Below are 17821 nucleotides of genomic sequence, written 5' to 3'. Positions count from 1 at the left end.
TTTTAAGGTTGCTTTTTAAAAAGCTGTTCGTTTGCGATCATTTCTGATCGACTTGAATTATTCTCTTAGAATCTTTCAAGGTTGTTTCACTGTTCAGTTATCAAGGTTGGTTGCTAACAGCAACTCTGATATCTTATCATGTATCAAGTCGTTTGTCAACAACTTTTTTATTTATTTTCGAGTCGTTTGTGACCCGAACAACTTCATTATCATATCAAATGATTCGAAGTTTGTCAACAACTTTTTTCAAGATTTCAAATCTCTTTTTCGTTGTTGTTTGCTGCCGTTTTGCGTCAGCTAGATTATATTATCATTTCGGCCTTTTCTTGTCAACAACTTTTTACATCTTTTTTCCAAAAAGTGAAAAGCCGTTTTCTCATGGTCTTTTCCTATAATCTAACGGAGAAGGAGGGATTTGAACCCTCGCGCCGCTATTAACGACCTGCACCCTTTCCAGGGGTGTCCCTTCGGCCAGCTTGGGTACTTCTCCAAGTGTGTCGAATAAAGACTGACATAAAATATGCTCACCACCATGCGATGACAAGCATATAACGGAGAGGGTGGGATTCGAACCCACGCGCCCTTGCGGACAAACGGTTTTCAAGACCGCCTCGTTATGACCACTTCGATACCTCTCCAAGCCATATATGTTTATGTGTTTTTCAGCACGAATAAGATAATATCATTCTTGCATCTGCGTGTCAATTCTTTTTTTCAAATTTCTTCACTTTTTTCGGAACTGCAAAATACGCTCCCCCATGAGCAGATCTTCCGGGGTCGTCACCTTGATATTCTCGTAACTGCCCTCGATCAATTTCACACGCGCCTGCATGGTTTTTTCTACGACCATGGCATCATCGGTCACCCCGGTCTTATCGCATGCCTGCAATCTGGTATAGGCTTCATACACTAATGGATAGGAAAAACTCTGGGGTGTCTGCACACTCCAGACCAGATCACGCCTTGGGGTCGCCTCTACCCAGCCGCTCTCATCCGCGATCTTGATCGTATCCTTGACAGGCATCCCGACAACACAGGCACCGTATCCCTTTGCACCTCTAATGGATCTTTCTATGATATCTTCCGTCACAAAGGCTCTGGCACAATCGTGGATCAAGACATAGTCGCAGTGGATGACTTTTAACCCCTCATAGACAGAGTCATAGCGTTCTGCTCCTCCGTCTACAATGGCACTTACCTTTGTAATATGATATTTTTCTACGATCTCTTTCCGGCAATATGCCCGGTCTCCCGGTGCCACTACCAGAACTATCTCATCCACCCGGCTCCTTTCAAATGCCTCCAGACAATATACCATGACCGGTTTGCCGCACAGGGCAAGATATTGTTTTGGAATATCTGCTCCCATACGCTTTCCGGAACCTGCTGCCAATACGACTGCTCCTATTCTTTCCATCCCATTCTCCTGCTCAAGATCTTCTGTCACTACCGCATGCCTTTGATCACGATTCCACGCGCTGTCCCAATGCCAGATTCGGCACAGCATTCAAAGACATAGAATCTCTGCGTCCCGACATATACTCATAATAGGCTGCCGCACCGATCATGGCGGCATTATCCGTACAAAGGATCGGTGACGGATGGTAAAATCTGACACCACGCCTCTCGCAGGCTTCCTGCATGGCTGCACGCAGAGTACCATTGGACGCAACGCCTCCGGCAATGGCAAACTTGTCCCCGCCGAATTCATCCAGCGCATGCATGGCATGTCCCACCAGAGCATCTATGACCGCCTGCTGGAAGGATGCAGCGATATCTGCCTCGTTGATTGTTTCGCCCTTCATCTTGGCGCCGTTGATATAATTTAAGACTGCGGACTTTAAGCCGCTGAAACTAAAGTCGTAAGCACTGTCATTGACCTTTGCCACCGGGAAAGGTATGGCATGCGGGTCTCCCTCTTTTGCCTTTTGCTCGATCTTAGGACCACCCGGATAGCCCAGACCAATGGCTCTTGCCACTTTATCAAAAGCCTCTCCTGCCGCATCGTCTCTGGTACGCCCTAAGATCTCATACTGCCCATAATCTTTGACGCGGACCAGATGGGTATGTCCTCCCGATACCACCAGGCAAAGGAATGGCGGTTCCAAAGTTTTATCTTCTATATAATTAGCGCAGATATGTCCCTCGATGTGATGCACACCTACCAACGGAATATCTTTTGCAAAACTGATCGCCTTTGCCTCAGAAAGTCCTACGAGCAGGGCTCCAACAAGACCCGGTCCATAGGTAACACCGATCGCATCAATCTCATCAAGTGATGTATGAGCTTCTTTCAGTGCTTCCTCAATCACCTGATTGATACGTTCAATATGTTTTCTGGATGCGATCTCCGGCACGACACCGCCATATAAGGTATGGATCGGTATCTGTGTGGAAATGACATTGCTCAAGACCTGTCTGCCGTTTACCACGACCGCCGCCGCCGTCTCGTCACACGAACTCTCTATCGCTAATATGCATATTTCTTTATCACTCATCATTGTCTCCTTCTGTCAAACGAAAACTCAGGATCTTCCAGTGCCCCTCATCATCCCTGCGCAGCACAAACTCCTCGTAAGTCCTGCTATAGTCACTTGCCTCTCTGGAAAAATAATAGGCATCCACATAGGCGCAGTAATCTCCGTCTACCGTAGCATAGGTAATATCATTGCTGTCACTGACCGAGGACTGCACAATGATCTTATCCCTGGTCTTATAGTCCTCAATGTCTGCCTTGAGGCTCTTCAGATAGGTATCTCTCGGATTGTAGGACAGGAGTTCATCATCCATCAGGCTTCTCGCCTGATCTGCCATTTTCTCCAGTTCCTCGTCCGTATATTCCTCGCCGTAAAAAGCCGTGATGATCCGGTTGTACCACTTCACGACCTCGCGTGGTGTTTTAGGATACTTTTTATCAAAGTCCCTTTCGATGATCTTTTCCACTTCTGTCGTCTTGTCTTGTGCATCTTCTGCACTTTTTGCATTCTTGTGCGACAGATAATAATAGTAGCCGCACACCAGCCCCACACAGATCACGATCGATATTCCTATACGAAATGCCTTCTTCATCGCTTATTCCTCCAAAAAGTCCAACTCCAGCATCTTGCCGTCTTCTCCCAGATATGATTCCGCGAAAATCCGCTTCACATCCTTCATGTATCCTTTTGCACCTACCAAAGACGGGCTGAAATGGGTCAGCCACATCTGCTTGACCTCTGCCTTCTTTGCCAGCTCTGCCGCTTCATAAAAAGTCATATGCTTGTACTGTTTTGCCTTAGCAAGTTTGTCCGGCTCCGCATACATGCCCTCACAGATAAATAGATCTGCCCCCTTGGCGTTGTCCGCAATGCGGTCGATCGGTCTGGTATCCGTGCAGTATGCCACCTTGATCCCTTTGCGAGGCGGTCCCATCACCATGTCCGGCGCGTATTCCTTATCCTCCCACAGGATGGTCTCGCCTTTTTGCAGGCGGTTCCAGGTCTGTACCGGGAGTCCCAGAGCACTTGCTGCTGCGGCATCAAATCTGCCACTGCGCGGGATCTCGATGCAATAGCCGTAGCAAGGCACATTATGCTGGACACGGTATGCCCGGATATGATAGCCATGCAAGACCAGATCCTGCTCTGCCTCGGTAAGTTCTATAAAATGAATGTCAAACGGTAGTTCCGGTGCGATCACACGCAAAGAATTAACTACGCGTTCCAGACCTTTTGGTCCGATCATAGTCACCGGTTCCGTGCGGTCTGAGTTGCCCATGGACAAAAGCAGTCCAGGCAAGCCACTGATATGGTCCGCGTGATAATGGGTAAAGCAGATGGTATCGATCGGATTTGGGCTGAGCCCCGCCTCCTTCATCGCAATCTGGGTTCCCTCGCCACAGTCGATCAATAGACTGCTGCCATTAAAACGAGCCATCATTGCCGTAAGCCAGCGGTGTGGCTGCGGCATCATCCCTGCTGTTCCCAGCAAGCAAATATCTAACATATATCCTCCTTATGAAAAGCCATGACGAAAGCATCCTCGTCCGGCTTGTGGTAAAAGCCCTTTCTTTGTCCTACAAGAGAAAATCCACATGCCTGGTATAATCTTTGTGCCGGCAGGTTGCTCTTTCGCACTTCCAGATAAACATGGGCTACGCCCCTTTTTTCCGCTTCCTCCATCATCCGGGATAAAAGCCTCTTTCCCAGACCTCTGCCGCGCGCTTCTTCTGAAACTGCGATCGTTGGGATCTCCCCTTCATCACTGTTGCAATATAAGATGCCATAGGCACACAGGTTTTCTTGATCTTCTGCCACTAAAAAGACATGTTCTGTCTCGGAAAGCGTCTCCAAAAATCCGGTCTTTGTCCATGGCTCGCTAAAGATCGCCGCTTCCATCGCTGCGATCCTGTCGATATCTTCCACCCTGCAGGGTCTGATCCGGATATCCATTATGCCTGACCGCTCTTTTGCGCTTCCATGCGTTCTCTTTCCGCCTGTGACAGACGCAGATATTCCGGTCTGTGCTCGGCTGCCGTCTGCACTTTTCCCGCAAGATAATAAGCCTCTGCCCTTGCACATAAAGATGCGGCACGCTGGCGGTTCATATGAGCCGGTGCGAAATGGTAAGGAACCTTGCATTTATCTGCGATTGCCTCTTGAAAGACCGGCACGCCATCGCCTAAGAAAGTCACGGCCCCGCCCATAGCATTGATCTTTTCTATGATCTCTGTGATGTCAACAGCACAAGGTTCTACGATGCACTCCATCTCTGTATCCGTAAAGTGATAAAGACCGGTATAGGTCTGCCCCCGCCTTGCATCCATGATCGGACACACATTATCTGCGCTTCCCCAGAGATTGTAAGCCATCGCCTCAATCGTTGAGACGGATATGATCGGCTTGTCCAGAGCAAGTCCCAATCCCTTTGCCGTCGCCGAACCGATACGGAGTCCGGTAAAAGAGCCCGGTCCTGCTGCAACCGCAATGGCATCGATCGTATCCAGATCCAATGTGATCATCTTTTTCAGTTCTTCCAACATTGGAAGCAATGTCTGTGAATGCGTCTTTTTAAAATTAGTAGAGTATTCGCCCACAACAATATCATCTTCCACAATCGCTACGCTGGCAACCATGCCCGATGCATCAATTCCTAATATCTTCATGCCTTACCCACTTCCTCAACTGTAATCATGCGATAGTCAAAACCTTTTTCCAGATCTTTTTCGATCATGATCTGCCAGAAATGGTCCGGCAGAATCTCCTCGATCAAATTTGCCCACTCAATCATAGTCAGGCCTTCGCCATAAACGTAATCGTCAAAACCAATCTCATCCATTTCTTCCACACAGCCGATACGATACACATCGAAATGGTAAAACGGCATGCGCCCGGTGTGATATTCCTGCACAATGGTAAAGGTCGGACTACAGATGGCTTCATCAATTCCCAGGCCCTTTGCGATTCCCTGCGTAAGAACTGTCTTTCCCACGCCAAGATCGCCGATCAGGGTGTAAACCTGTCCCGGTCTGGCATTTTTTCCTAATTCTTCTCCAAAGGCAAACGTTTCCTCCGGTGAAAATGTTTCTTTTATCATCTATTTGTCTCCCTTAATATGTAAGCGATAATCCTTGCAATGCTGACGCAACATGGCATAGATCTGTGGCAGTTCCTCCGTCGCCTGTGCCTTTGGTATGATGTACGCATTGACGCGGTTACTATATATAAGAAGATTGTGTTTGGTTGTCACGGCTTTATAGATCATATTCCATGGCAGAACTGCCTCCTCCGTCTCGTGATCTGTCGTGACGGCAATGCCATCTTCTCTCATTTCAAAATGCAGGACATCCTTCAAAGCATCTGACATATGAATCTGTCGCTTCGAGCGGATGCGCAGCGTCAAAGGCACATATAACAGAAAGATCAACGCGATCAAAAGATAAGGCAGGGCATGACGGATGTCGTGCAGATTTTCGGAAAGCGCGATCACCACGATTACAAAGATCCCCATGACAAGCGACAAGATGCCCTGCATGGATGTATATGCGTGATACATATTGAAACGATACATATCCTCACTGCTCAGTTTTACGTTAAATTTGACGGTCATGATATATCTTCCTCCATATAAGCCCACTTCTGATTGTTATATTATCATATTCCATACAAAATCAAAAGCCCCAATCCGTCTACCGACATGCAAGACGCCGGACGGATTGAGGCTTTTATCCTATTTCTTTATTTTGTTTTTAAACTCTTCCTTTTAAGATCGGTGAGATCTTTTTATATACCACCATTGTGATCAGTACGGAAAACAGACCTTTGACAAAGGTAAACGGCACATTAAAGAATAAGAGGCACTGCCACAATTCTTTTACGGATGGCACGATTGCCTGATAAGCACCGATGATCACATCCATTGGCATCATCTTGGTGTAGATCGGATAAACCACGAAATAGTTGGATGGGAAACTGAAGAGTGCCATGCAAAGTGCTCCGATCAGAGCGCCTGTGATGGCTGACTTCTTATTCTTTTTGTGCTTGTAGATCAGTCCTGCCGGAAGTACGAAGGCTACGCCAAGAACAAAGTTGCTCAATTCTCCGACGCCACCTGTGGATGTCATAAACAGATGCAAGAGATTTTTAACTAAGCATACCCATACGCCACATGCCGGTCCCATGGCAAAAGCACCGATCAAGGCCGGTAATTCTGACAGATCCATGCGGATGAAATTTGGCATGACCGGAACAGAAAAATCAAGAAACATCAGGATAAATGCGATCGCCGATAACATTGCCGTCACCGTCAGATAGCGCACATTCATCTTAGATGCTGCTGCACTCTTTGTTCCATTGTTTACGTTTGCTCTTTTTGTTGTTACCTCACTCATTTTGTAACACTCCTTTTTCCTTTTTATTTAGGAAAATCGGTCTCTGGTAAGTCAGCCTTGTACGCAAAAAGCCCCGAACACTAATTCCAGCGTTCGGGGCAATACATTGCACGCAAAAATCAACTTATCTTCTCTCATCCAGACTATACTGTCGGTATCGGATTCACACCGATTCAACTGCAAATGCAGGTCACGGACTCGTTGCCGTAGCAACATCACCGTCGGTCGGGAATCTATGATCTCTCATATCACCCTGCCCCGAAGATTCCTATTTACAAGCATCAGTATATGCATATAGAGCCTATCTGTCAACCACTATTCGATAATAATATTGTCAAAAAAGTTATTGCCTTTTTTGACCGGCTTCCTGTGCTCCTGTTTTTTCTTGAAATTCTGCTTATTGGCAGGCTTTTTGGATCTTGCCGCAGGCTGGTCTTTCGCAGCCTCTTTTTTGTCCTGTCGATCGCCCAGTTTCATGGTCAACTGGATCCTTTGCTTTTTGAAATCCACGCTCAAGACCTGCACATCCACAATATCGCCGATCGATACAGCCTCCAGCGGATGCCTGATGAAGCGGTCGCAGATCTCAGAAATATGGACAAGTCCGTCCTGGTGCACGCCGATATCCACGAAAGCACCAAAATCAATGACATTGCGGACAGTGCCTTTCAAGACCATGCCCGGTTTTAAATCTTCCATGCTCAGGACATCACTGCGAAGAATTGGCTTTGGCATATCCTCTCTTGGATCACGCCCCGGCTTTTGGAGTTCTTTTACAATATCCTCCAAAGTCATGGCACCGATACCAAGTTCTTCTGCCAGTCGATCCAGATCGCCTACTTCCTTTCCGATCTGCCCGATACCGCCACTGGTGATCTCCGTCAGATCATGTCCTAATTCGGCAAGAAGCTTTTCCGTCACTTCGTAGGCTCCGGGTGTACGCTGGTCGCGTCTAAAGGATTCTTGCCCCCGCGGATCCGCAGGAAGCCTGCACACTGTTCGTATGCCTTTGGTCCTAATTTTGGTACCTTTAATAATTGTTTTCTTGAAGTGAACTGTCCGTTCTCCTCACGATATGCCACGATATTCTTAGCAATGGTCTTATTGATGCCTGAAATGTGTTCCAGCAAGGATGCTGAAGCCGTGTTCAGGTCAACGCCCACATTGTTGACGCACGCCTCAACAACACCGGATAAGGCTTCGTCCAACTTTTTCTGGTTCATATCATGCTGATACTGTCCTACACCGATCGACTTTGGATCGATCTTTACCAGTTCAGCCAAGGGGTCCTGTACACGTCTGGCAATGGATGTCGCACTACGCTGCCCTACGTCAAACTGCGGAAATTCCTCTGTCGCCAATTTGCTGGCAGAATAGACGGATGCCCCCGCCTCGTTGGTGATCACATACTGCACCGGAACCGGGATCTCCTTTAAGAGATCTACGATGATCATTTCTGATTCACGCGATGCCGTACCATTTCCTACGGAGATCAGGGTAACATGGTATTTGGAGATGAGTTTCTTTAAAACTGCCTTTGCCTCCTCCACCTTATTCTGCGGTGCTGTCGGGAAAATAACTGTCGTATCCAATACCTTTCCGGTCGCATCTACAACGGCAAGTTTACAGCCGGTACGAAATGCCGGATCCCAGCCCAGAACCACCTGACCTGCGATCGGTGGCTGCATGAGCAACTGCTGTAGGTTCTTACCAAAGACACTGATCGCGCCGTCCTCTGCCTTTTCGGTCAAGGCAGACCGGATCTCACGCTCAATAGCCGGTGCGATCAGGCGGTCATACGCATCCGCGATCGTCTCCGTCAGCACCGGTGTCGTATAAGGGTTATCCTTGGTAATGACCTGTTTGGAAAGATAACGAATGATCTCCTCGGTCGGTGCCAAGATCTTGACCGTCAGGATCTTTTCCTTTTCTCCTCGGTTGAGTGCCAGAATACGGTGTCCCGGCAACTTTTCGATTGGTTCGTCAAACTCATAGTACATCTCGTAGACCGACTCCGCGGTCTCATCCTTGGCGCTTGATGTGATATGTCCCTTTTTCTCTGTCAGCCCACGGATATGCATACGATAATCCGCCTGGTCTGCGATAGTCTCTGCCAGAATATCCATGGCTCCCGCGATCGCATCCTGCGCCGTAGCCACTTCCTTCTCTGCATTTACATAATCTACTGCAATCTCCTCTAACGGCTGATCAATCTCCTGCAAAAGGATCAGATCTGCCAGCGGCTCTAAGCCCTTTTCCTTGGCGATCGTCGCACGGGTGCGGCGCTTTGGACGGTATGGGCGATACAGATCATCTACAACGACCTGTGTCTCTGCTGCCAGGATCTGCGCACGCAGTTCCTCCGTCAGTTTTCCCTGCTCTTCTATGCTTGCTAGAACTGACGCTTTCTTGTCTTCCAGGTTGCGCAGATAATTCAGACGTTCATACAGGTTTCGCAGAATCTCATCACTGAGTGCACCCGTTGCTTCCTTTCGATATCTTGCGATAAAGGGAATGGTATTGCCCTCATCGATCAGTTTTACCGCCGCATCTACCTGTTTTGGCAGAACGCCAAGTTCACTTGCCAGTTTTCTATTGATGTCCATCTATGTTACTCCATTTCTTTTCTAATTTCTCGATCAAAACCGCCTGCATCAGGCACTCAGATCCACCTTGCCCCCGATCAGGCTGGCTGCATCCAGCGATTTTTGATTTTGTCCGTAAGGATTGCTCTCATTGTAGCGGATCGTTGTGTTGGTCGTGCCACCCGAAACATAAGTCCTGCCACATTCCGGGCAGACCGATGTGTGGATGGATACGCTGGCATTTACCACCGTTCCGTTATTTTGGGCAGCCTTGGTATAGGCATTGCTGACATGTTCACCCTCGTGCGCCCGCACGGCACCGCCGGCTGCCTCCGGTGAAATGTGTGCCGCCGCCTTAAAGGAAACATTTTCATCCGACCCATCGATATACTTGCGCTCCTTGCAAGTCTGACATTCCGCCGGCGTGGATTTATAACCCGGCTTGACGCCGTCCGTATCCCCTGCCCCGGTCATAGTCGGATCCGTCACGCCTGCGGTGACATCATAAGTCCCCATGCCATAAGTTCCCGGCTGATATGAAGTTGTAAGGATAGAGCCAAGACTTCCTATCTGCATACACCATTCCCCCTTTCTTTGATCGCGTCCTCTTTACAAATCGTCCGTCATTCCTTTATAGTAGATTTGGTACTTAAATATCACTATTTCAATTAGATGTGAGGCCTAATATGCAAGCACTTGCCAGACTACTACAAAACTATATGAGCCATGCACCCAAATGCCTTTTCCATCTAGTAACCGGCTACTATTGTCCCGGCTGCGGTGGCACCAGAGCCCTGTATTTATTTCTTACCGGACACTGGATCAAGTCTTTTCTCTTTCACCCGCTGGTGGTCTATGCCTTTTTTGTCTGCCTCTATCTATGTATCCGCAAGATCCTAGATCATAAGTACCACCCCAGCGCCCGTCTGCTATGGATCGCACTGGGCTTACTGGCAGTAAATTTTGTCATCAAAAACCTTGCCCTTGTCTGTTTTCATGTAGCCCTATTGCAGATCTTCTAGTTCTGGTTTCCCGCAATCTCTCTTGCTACATAAACACCACTTGCAGAAGCGTGTGACAGGGAGTGGGTAATACCGCTTCCATCACCGATCACATAAAGTCCCTTATAATTGGTCTGCAAATGTTCGTCCACTTCCACTTCCATATTGTAGAACTTGACTTCGACACCATAAAGCAGAGTATCGTCATTTGCGGTACCCGGTGCGATCTTATCCAGTGCGTAGATCATCTCTACAATGCCGTCCAAGATTCGCTTTGGCAGTACCAGGGAGAGATCTCCCGGCGTAGCATTGAGTGTCGGTGTGACAAAGGACTCCTCGATACGCTTCCTGGTAGAACGCTGTCCACGGATCAGGTCTCCGAAACGCTGTACCATCACGCCACCGCCAAGCATATTGGAAAGTCTGGCGATTGACTCGCCATAACCGTTGGAATCCTTAAAAGGCTCGGAAAAATGCTTAGAAACCAAAAGTGCGAAATTGGTATTCTCCGTCTGTTTCTCCGGGTCTTCGTAACTGTGTCCGTTTACCGTAATGATGCCATTGGTATTTTCATTTACGACCGCCCCCTTTGGATTCATACAGAAGGTACGCACCTTATCCTCGTATTTCTGGGTACGGTAAACAATCTTGCTCTCGTATAATTCATCCGTCAGATGTGAAAAGATCTCTGCCGGCAATTCCACACGCACCCCGATATCCACACGGTTGGAATTGGTTGGAATAGAAAGATCCTTGCAGACTTCTTCCATCCATTTGCTTCCGCTGCGTCCGACAGAAATAATACAATCTTTGCAGGTGTAACTTGCATCCTTGCAATGGATACGGTAGCCTTCCTCACCATCTGCTAAGACTTCGACTGACTCCACCAGCGTGTCAAAATAAAACTCTACCTTGTCCTTTAAATATTTGTAGAGATTTTCCAATACCACATAGTTGATGTCCGTACCCAAATGGCGGACAGATGCATCCAGCAAATGCAGGTCATTTTGCATACACTGCTTTTTAAAACGACTGCCTGCGGTAGAGTATAATTTTGTCCCCTCGCCGCCATATGCCAGATTGATCGTATCGACATAGCGCATCAGATCAATAGCTTCTTTTTTACCGATATATTCATATAAAGTGCCGCCAAAATCATTGGTGATATTGTATTTTCCATCTGAAAAAGCACCGGCTCCGCCAAAACCGCTCATGATCGAACAGGTCTTACATCCGATACAGGACTTGATCTTATTTCCGTCGATCGGGCATTTTCTGCCTCCCAGAGCGTGTCCTGCCTCAAAAACGCCCACACGCAAATTCGGATCCTGCTGGATCAGTTCATAGGCAGAAAAAATACCTCCCGGGCCTGCGCCAATAATCAGTACATCGTAATTCATACCTTCTCCTATCCGTCGTCTTTTCATAAAAACGACCGCTTTTTTACTTCATTATCATATCATAGTTTCCTCTGTCCCGCCAGTAAAATAAAGCCGTAAGCGGGCGTAGAAAAGGAGATGCCAGCCTTGACATCTCCTTATAGTGTCCTTTTTTATCAGAATACCTTTACTCGTCGTCCTCGTCCTGACGTGCCCAGCCAAAAGCATACTTGACTGCCTTATTCCAGCCTTTACGCTTTGCTGCGCGCTCCTCCGGGTCGATGGATGGAATGAAGACACGGTCATACTGCACATTCTTCATGACTTCTTCCTTGCTCTCCCAGTAACCAACCGCAAGACCTGCCAGGTATGCTGCACCAAGAGCCGTAGACTCTACGCAGGACGGTCTGTTGACCGGCTTATCCAGCATATCTGCCTGGAACTGCATCAGAAAATCATTGGCACTGGCACCACCATCTACATTCAGGGTACGAAGATCGGTCTCGGCATCTGCCTTCATAGCATCAATAACATCGCATACCTGATAAGCAATAGATCCAGCGTCGCACGGATGATATGGTTCTTGTTGGTGCCTCTGGTAATACCTACGATCGTACCTCTCGCATACTGATCCCAATGCGGTGCGCCCAGTCCGGTAAATGCCGGAACGACATAAGTACCATGGGTGCCCTTGGCTTTCTTTGCCATATATTCGGAATCCTCAGCGGAATCGATCAGTTTCATGCCGTCACGCAGCCACTGGATCGCAGCACCAGCGACGAAGATAGATCCCTCCAGCGCGTAATTGACCTTGCCGTCCAATCCCCATGCGATCGTTGTAACCAGACCGTTCTTGGAGAATACCGGCTTTTCTCCCGTGTTCATCAAAAGGAAACAACCGGTACCATATGTATTCTTGGCTTCGCCCTCGGTAAAACAGGTCTGTCCGAAAAGGGCTGCCTGCTGATCTCCGGCTGCTCCCGCGATCGGGATCTCTGCACCGAAGAAACTCGGATCTGCCATACCGTAAACACAACTTGACGGCTTGGCTTCCGGTAACATGGAACGCGGAATATCGAGTTCTTTTAAGATCTCATCATCCCATTCCAGAGTATTGATATTGAAAAGCATGGTTCTGGAAGCGTTGGAATAATCTGTAACATGTACTGCGCCCTTGGTTAGTTTCCAGATCAACCATGTCTCTACCGTACCGAATAAAAGATCTCCAGCTTCCGCTTTTTCTCTTGCTCCCTCTACATTTTCCAAAATCCAACGAATCTTGGTAGCGGAGAAATAGGCATCGATCATCAGACCTGTCTTGGAACGGATCATGTCCTCCAAGCCTCTTGCCTTTAATTCATCTGCGTACTCAGAAGTACGGCGACACTGCCAAACGATCGCGTGATATACAGGTTCCCCAGTATGTTTATCCCACACAATGACAGTCTCTCTCTGGTTCGTAATACCAATTCCGGCAATATCGTCTGCGGTCGCGCCGATCTTTGACATCGCCTCTACGGCTACACCAAGCTGTGTAGACCAGATCTCATTGGCATCGTGTTCCACCCATCCCGGATTCGGGAAGATCTGACGAAACTCCTTCTGTGCCATACTACAAATGTTCCCCTCATGATCAAACAGGATACAGCGATTGCTTGTCGTCCCTGCATCCAATGCCATAATATATTTGCATAGTAAAAACCCCCTTATATTGAAATCAAATCTTTAATGATCCTGACCCTATTATAAAAAATCCCCCATGATTTTTCAATAAAGTTTCCGCGATTTTCTATTCTTCCACGGATGGTCGTAATGTGTCTATTTATGATGCATTTTAGACCAGACGGATCATTTGACGCACTTCGCCAAGTGCCGCTGCCTTTGTCGCATAGTCAGACTCTTTCATGGCCTCTGTGACAAATCCGATCTCATCATCCAGACCGCTCTCAACGAACTCTACCTGACCAAAGATATTCTCAATCTCAGCCTCTGATGCAGCGGAACGTACAAAGAAACGATTGACCTGCTCGTTTGGATCCGCAAGGACAAGTTTCTCCTTTTCCCACTCCAGATAGATGTTCTTGTCGATATGCTTGGCAATGGCGACCATATCACCCACGACTGCACTGGCGGTCGGGAGTTTGCCCGCACCGCTTCCGTAGAACATACCGTCGCCCAGCATATTGCCATGAACAAAAATAGCGTTGAATACATCATGCACATTGTAAAGCGGATGCTCCGGTGATAAAAGGAAAGGTGCTACTCTTGCCACATAGGAGTCTCCCACCTTTTTGCTGGTAGCCAGTAACTTGATGGCTCTTCCCATTTTATTTGCATACTTGATATCGGTTGCCGTGATATGTGAAATTCCCTCAGTCGGGATATCTTCATAATCCACCTGTCTGCCGCAGACAAGAGATGTCAGGATGGCGATCTTACGGCAGGCATCGTGTCCTTCGATATCTGCTGTCGGATCCTTTTCTGCATAGCCCTTTGCCTGTGCATCCTTTAATACATCATCAAATTCCAGACCTTCTTTGGTCATCTTTGACATCATATAGTTGGTCGTACCATTGACGATACCCGTGATCTCCTCGATCACATCACCTGTCAGGCAGGAGGTCAACGGACGGATGATCGGAATACCGCCGCCAACGGATGCCTCAAATAAGAAATTGACCTTGTGATTTCTGGCGATCTCGATCAATTCTGCACCCTTGTCTGCCACAAGTGCCTTGTTGGAGGTCGTAACATGCTTTCCTGCCTCAAGCATTGCCTTAACAAAGGTATATGCCGGCTCCACGCCACCCATGGTCTCCACAACAATGGCAACTTCCGGATCTTCTACGATCGTCTTGTAGTCATGGACGATCTTGTCCGCGATCGGGTCTCCCTCAAAATCACGCAGATCCAAAACATATTTTAATTCTAATGGCTCGCCACAACGCTTTGCCACAACATCTCTGTTTACCTCTAAAATCTCTGCTACACCGGAACCGATAGTTCCGTATCCCATAATTGCTACTTTCATCTGATCACTCCCTAGCTAATATTTTTACGTATTGTATTCCCTGTGTTTTTTCCATGACTTCCACCATCTCCGAGACATCGCCTGTCTCCGGCAGCACATCGACCGATAAGGTCAGTGACGCGATCCCATTGACCGGAATACTCTGGTGGATCGTCAGTATGTTGGCATGATACCGGGCGACTGTCTGTAAGATCTCTGACAGAATGCCGGGCTCGTCCTCCAACTGGATCACCATAGTGATCGTCTTTCCTTTGACGTTGTCATGAAAGGGAAAAATATCCTCTTTGTACTTATAGAAAGAACTCCGGCTGATCCCCACGCGATCTGTCGCCTCCTGCACGGAGATACAACGACCGGATTCGATCAGGCGCTTTGCCTCCACTACCTTGCGGAGCACTTCCGGCACTGCCTTTTCCTTTAACACAAAATAGGTAGTCTTCTCTGACATATTCCCTCCCGAGTGTCTTTGACACAAACACAAATGTTCTCACTCGAAAGATAATACCACAAGAAGACTACCTAAATCAAGCCTTTTATGATTCCTGCGTATGACGATCCGGTCGTCCCAGAGAACACCATCTCAGATAGGCATTCATAAACGGGGTGATGGCACCGTCTAAAACGGCATCCACATTTCCGGTTTCCTCGCCGGTCCGCAGATCTTTTACCATGGTGTAAGGCTGTAAGACATAAGAACGGATCTGGTTGCCCCAGCCGATCTCGGTCACCTCTCCACGGATGCCCTGCGCTTCGCGCTCCTGCTCCTCTTTTTGCAAAAGATACAACTTTGCCTTTAACATCTGCATAGCCTTATCTTTGTTCATATGCTGGGAACGCTCATTCTGGCATTGTACCACGATCCCAGTCGGGAAGTGCGTGATACGGATGGCAGATGATGTCTTGTTGATGTGCTGGCCACCAGCACCGCTGGACCTATAGGTATCGATACGGATATCGTCATCATTGATCTCCACCTCGACATTATCATCCAACTCCGGCATGACGTCGCAGGATGCAAAGGAAGTCTGCCTTTTGCCTGCTGCATTAAAAGGCGAGATACGTACCAGACGGTGGACACCCTTTTCAGATTTCAGATAACCATAGGCATTTGCCCCATTGACCTGGAAGGTCACAGACTTGATGCCCGCTTCCTCACCGTCCAGATAATCCAGTACCTCTACCTCATAGCCACGACTCACTGCCCATCTGGTATACATACGGTACAGCATGGATACCCAATCGCAACTCTCCGTACCACCGGCTCCGGCATGGAGCGATACGATGGCATTTCTGTCATCATACTCATCTGAGAGCAAAGTCTTCATGCGCAGTTCTTCCAGTTCCCCATCAAACTCCTGTAAAAGAGATTCGATCTCCGGCAAAAGATCCGGGTCATTCTCCTCATATCCCAATGTGATATAGGTGTCGATCTCCTCATATAGTTCCTGTAAATGGGAAAAGATACTGACATCATCTTTTAAACTTTTCAGTTCCTTCATTTTGGCAGTAGACTGTGCTGCATCATTCCAAAAGTCCGCTGCCTCCATTTCTCTTTCTAATTCTTCGATACGCTTTGACTTGTTAGCCAGGTCAAAGTGAATCCCTCACTTCCTGTAGTGGAGATTCGTATGCTTGCAACTGCTGTTTATAAGCGTCAAGTTCTACCACAGTATTCACCTCTTTCATTTTTTATTTGTCCAGTTCCTCGTGGAGGACTTCAAGCCCCTTCTGGATCTGGTTGTCGAGCGACTCATCATAAGTCTCGTCATCACCGCCTAAGAACTGGTATTCCAGTTCGATATCCGGTGTGATGCCTGTCTTGTGGATACACTCACCACTCGGCGTATAGTAGGTCGCCATCGTGACCTTGATCGCACTTCCGTCGGAAAGCGGCACCGTCGTCTGCACGATCCCCTTTCCAAAAGTCTTGGTACCGATTAGGGTACCATAGTCAAAATCGCGGATGGCTCCGGCAAAGATCTCTGCCGCGCTGGCTGTATTGCCGGATGTCAGTACGACCATCGGCATATTGATCTGCTTTTCATCATCCGATGTATAAGTCGTGCGCTCGCCGTTTTTGTCTTCCATATAAACGGTCGTACCCGCCGGTAAGATGTCATCCAGGATCCCGGTCACGGAATCTACCAGCCGCCACCATTAAAGCGCAGATCGTAGATCACGGCTTTCATGCCCTGGGACTCCAAGTCTGCCATTGCTGCTTCAAACTGATCTTTGGTATTATCGGAAAACTCTGACAGATAAATATAACCGACAGCGTCATCCAGCATCTTGTATTTGACACTCGGTACCTCCACCTGTGCACGCGTTACTTCCACGACATCTGTCTTGCCGTCACGCTCATATTGCACCGTGATCTTGGTGCCTTCTTCGCCACGCACATAATGCACGAATTGATCCAGGTCTTCTGATTGTCCCTTGTGTCCGTCCACAGATACGATGATATCATCCGCCTGAAGCCCTGCCTTTGCTGCCGGGGAATCATCATATACATTGACGATACGCACCTGCCCGGTCGTCGTATCCTTTGTAAGCACAGCGCCGATACCGGCATAATTGCCTGTCGTATCGATCATCATATCCTCATATTCCTGCGCCGTATAATAAACCGAATACGGATCATCCAATCCTTCCATATAGCCCTTGTAAATGCCTTCTGCCAGTGCCTCTTCATCCACATCTTCATAATAGTAATGATGTACCAGTGTAGAAATGTATTGCAACTTGGAAAGGTTTAAATCTGCCAGCGTGCCAAGACTGCCCCGCAAGGCAAATACCAGCCCGCCAAGAATCAGCGCCATGACAAGCAGGCTGCACAAAACGCCGGTCAGGACACCACGACGAAATGTCTTTGGCTTTTTTTCCTTTTTTGTCACTTCCGGTTGCTCTTTTATTTCTTCCATCTTCCTATCCTTCTTATATGACTTTTTTCCAATATA

General features: G+C 47.9%; 17 protein-coding genes, 2 tRNA genes, 2 pseudogenes and 1 riboswitch. Of the genes and pseudogenes, 1 reads left to right on the top strand and 20 read right to left on the bottom strand.

Annotation, left to right across the window (positions count from 1 at the left end; translation table 11 throughout):
• Positions 1-400: 400 nt before the first annotated feature.
• From DW996_RS11435 to DW996_RS11375, 13 genes and pseudogenes are all read right to left on the bottom strand, one after another.
• Positions 401-490 (bottom strand) — tRNA-Ser (locus DW996_RS11435).
• 62 nt (positions 491-552) lie between these two features.
• A tRNA-Ser gene (locus tag DW996_RS11430) sits at positions 553-638 on the bottom strand.
• 86 nt (positions 639-724) lie between these two features.
• Positions 725-1417 (bottom strand): 2-C-methyl-D-erythritol 4-phosphate cytidylyltransferase, encoded by a 693-nt coding sequence (ispD, locus tag DW996_RS11425; RefSeq protein WP_118535843.1) that lies wholly within the window; start codon positions 1415-1417, stop codon positions 725-727.
• A 46-nt stretch (positions 1418-1463) separates the two neighbouring features.
• Entirely contained in the window at positions 1464-2498 is a 1035-nt protein-coding gene (gene tsaD, locus DW996_RS11420) for a tRNA (adenosine(37)-N6)-threonylcarbamoyltransferase complex transferase subunit TsaD (protein ID WP_118279966.1), read from the bottom strand.
• Complete coding sequence (locus tag DW996_RS11415; RefSeq protein WP_118279969.1) at positions 2491-3069, bottom strand: DUF6715 family protein; 579 nt, start codon at positions 3067-3069, stop codon at positions 2491-2493. Before DW996_RS11415 ends, tsaD begins: the two co-directional genes overlap by 8 nt.
• Before the next feature lie 3 nt (positions 3070-3072).
• Positions 3073-3984 (bottom strand): ribonuclease Z, encoded by a 912-nt coding sequence (locus tag DW996_RS11410; RefSeq protein ID WP_118279971.1) that lies wholly within the window; start codon positions 3982-3984, stop codon positions 3073-3075.
• Positions 3978-4430, bottom strand: coding sequence for a ribosomal protein S18-alanine N-acetyltransferase (gene rimI / locus DW996_RS11405; RefSeq protein ID WP_118279974.1), 453 nt, complete (start codon positions 4428-4430; stop codon positions 3978-3980). The genes DW996_RS11410 and rimI overlap by 7 nt, the downstream gene beginning before the upstream one ends.
• Positions 4430-5143, bottom strand: a complete 714-nt coding sequence (gene tsaB, locus DW996_RS11400; protein WP_118535841.1) for a tRNA (adenosine(37)-N6)-threonylcarbamoyltransferase complex dimerization subunit type 1 TsaB — start codon at positions 5141-5143, stop codon at positions 4430-4432. Before tsaB ends, rimI begins: the two co-directional genes overlap by 1 nt.
• On the bottom strand, positions 5140-5574 hold the full coding sequence (tsaE, locus tag DW996_RS11395; protein ID WP_118535839.1) for a tRNA (adenosine(37)-N6)-threonylcarbamoyltransferase complex ATPase subunit type 1 TsaE: 435 nt from the start codon (positions 5572-5574) through the stop codon (positions 5140-5142). Before tsaE ends, tsaB begins: the two co-directional genes overlap by 4 nt.
• Positions 5575-6087 (bottom strand): YcxB family protein, encoded by a 513-nt coding sequence (locus tag DW996_RS11390; RefSeq protein WP_118535837.1) that lies wholly within the window; start codon positions 6085-6087, stop codon positions 5575-5577.
• Between the two features lie 139 nt (positions 6088-6226).
• The gene (locus tag DW996_RS11385; protein WP_118279985.1) at positions 6227-6868 is read right to left on the bottom strand and encodes an ECF transporter S component; all 642 of its coding nucleotides are present in this window, start codon (positions 6866-6868) and stop codon (positions 6227-6229) included.
• A gap of 122 nt (positions 6869-6990) precedes the next feature.
• Positions 6991-7138: riboswitch (FMN riboswitch) on the bottom strand.
• 45 nt (positions 7139-7183) lie between these two features.
• A pseudogene (locus tag DW996_RS11380) lies at positions 7184-9474 on the bottom strand (Tex family protein).
• Positions 9475-9522: 48 nt separating this feature from the next.
• Positions 9523-10029 carry a hypothetical protein gene (locus DW996_RS11375; RefSeq protein WP_243069472.1) on the bottom strand — a complete coding sequence of 169 codons (507 nt, stop codon included), beginning with the start codon at positions 10027-10029 and terminating at the stop codon, positions 9523-9525.
• 110 nt (positions 10030-10139) lie between these two features.
• Here DW996_RS11375 and DW996_RS11370 point away from each other — a divergent pair, with 110 nt between their 5' ends.
• Complete coding sequence (locus tag DW996_RS11370) at positions 10140-10475, top strand: DUF2752 domain-containing protein (RefSeq protein WP_118535835.1); 336 nt, start codon at positions 10140-10142, stop codon at positions 10473-10475.
• Here the strand turns inward: DW996_RS11370 and DW996_RS11365 are convergent.
• The 7 genes and pseudogenes from DW996_RS11365 to DW996_RS13665 form a co-directional block, all read right to left on the bottom strand.
• Entirely contained in the window at positions 10472-11854 is a 1383-nt protein-coding gene (locus DW996_RS11365) for an NAD(P)/FAD-dependent oxidoreductase (RefSeq protein WP_118535833.1), read from the bottom strand. The genes DW996_RS11370 and DW996_RS11365 overlap by 4 nt on opposite strands.
• A gap of 166 nt (positions 11855-12020) precedes the next feature.
• A pseudogene (gene glpK / locus DW996_RS11360) lies at positions 12021-13513 on the bottom strand (glycerol kinase GlpK).
• 154 nt (positions 13514-13667) lie between these two features.
• Positions 13668-14864 (bottom strand): homoserine dehydrogenase, encoded by a 1197-nt coding sequence (locus DW996_RS11355; protein WP_118279996.1) that lies wholly within the window; start codon positions 14862-14864, stop codon positions 13668-13670.
• 4 nt (positions 14865-14868) lie between these two features.
• The gene (locus DW996_RS11350) at positions 14869-15312 is read right to left on the bottom strand and encodes an ACT domain-containing protein (protein ID WP_118279999.1); all 444 of its coding nucleotides are present in this window, start codon (positions 15310-15312) and stop codon (positions 14869-14871) included.
• Between the two features lie 85 nt (positions 15313-15397).
• A protein-coding gene (gene prfB, locus DW996_RS11345; RefSeq protein WP_118535831.1) for a peptide chain release factor 2 occupies positions 15398-16532 on the bottom strand; the annotation gives its coding sequence in 2 pieces (ribosomal slippage) (positions 15398-16456 and positions 16458-16532; 1134 coding nt in all).
• A 21-nt stretch (positions 16533-16553) separates the two neighbouring features.
• Complete coding sequence (locus tag DW996_RS13670) at positions 16554-17000, bottom strand: S41 family peptidase (protein ID WP_158575324.1); 447 nt, start codon at positions 16998-17000, stop codon at positions 16554-16556.
• A gap of 5 nt (positions 17001-17005) precedes the next feature.
• Entirely contained in the window at positions 17006-17785 is a 780-nt protein-coding gene (locus DW996_RS13665; protein WP_118535827.1) for a S41 family peptidase, read from the bottom strand.
• Positions 17786-17821: the final 36 nt, after the last annotated feature.

Origin of the sequence: Roseburia sp. AM51-8, assembly GCF_003478275.1 — a bacterium.
Classification (GTDB): Bacteria; Bacillota; Clostridia; order Lachnospirales; family Lachnospiraceae; genus Pararoseburia; species Pararoseburia lenta.
Note: the sequence above shows the minus strand (reverse complement) of the source record. Positions and strands in the feature narration are given on the sequence as shown.

Bases quoted from the DNA above. Each gene is read 5' to 3' on its own strand.
- ispD (WP_118535843.1), bottom strand. From the start codon at position 1,417: ATGGAAAGAATAGGAGCAGTCGTATTGGCAGCAGGTTCCGGAAAGCGT.
- tsaD (WP_118279966.1), bottom strand. From the start codon at position 2,498: ATGAGTGATAAAGAAATATGCATATTAGCGATAGAGAGTTCGTGTGAC.
- DW996_RS11415 (WP_118279969.1), bottom strand. From the start codon at position 3,069: ATGAAGAAGGCATTTCGTATAGGAATATCGATCGTGATCTGTGTGGGG.
- DW996_RS11410 (WP_118279971.1), bottom strand. From the start codon at position 3,984: ATGTTAGATATTTGCTTGCTGGGAACAGCAGGGATGATGCCGCAGCCA.
- rimI (WP_118279974.1), bottom strand. From the start codon at position 4,430: ATGGATATCCGGATCAGACCCTGCAGGGTGGAAGATATCGACAGGATC.
- tsaB (WP_118535841.1), bottom strand. From the start codon at position 5,143: ATGAAGATATTAGGAATTGATGCATCGGGCATGGTTGCCAGCGTAGCG.
- tsaE (WP_118535839.1), bottom strand. From the start codon at position 5,574: ATGATAAAAGAAACATTTTCACCGGAGGAAACGTTTGCCTTTGGAGAA.
- DW996_RS11390 (WP_118535837.1), bottom strand. From the start codon at position 6,087: ATGACCGTCAAATTTAACGTAAAACTGAGCAGTGAGGATATGTATCGT.
- DW996_RS11385 (WP_118279985.1), bottom strand. From the start codon at position 6,868: ATGAGTGAGGTAACAACAAAAAGAGCAAACGTAAACAATGGAACAAAG.
- DW996_RS11375 (WP_243069472.1), bottom strand. From the start codon at position 10,029: ATGCAGATAGGAAGTCTTGGCTCTATCCTTACAACTTCATATCAGCCG.
- DW996_RS11370 (WP_118535835.1), top strand. From the start codon at position 10,140: ATGCAAGCACTTGCCAGACTACTACAAAACTATATGAGCCATGCACCC.
- DW996_RS11365 (WP_118535833.1), bottom strand. From the start codon at position 11,854: ATGAATTACGATGTACTGATTATTGGCGCAGGCCCGGGAGGTATTTTT.
- DW996_RS11355 (WP_118279996.1), bottom strand. From the start codon at position 14,864: ATGAAAGTAGCAATTATGGGATACGGAACTATCGGTTCCGGTGTAGCA.
- DW996_RS11350 (WP_118279999.1), bottom strand. From the start codon at position 15,312: ATGTCAGAGAAGACTACCTATTTTGTGTTAAAGGAAAAGGCAGTGCCG.
- DW996_RS13665 (WP_118535827.1), bottom strand. From the start codon at position 17,785: ATGGAAGAAATAAAAGAGCAACCGGAAGTGACAAAAAAGGAAAAAAAG.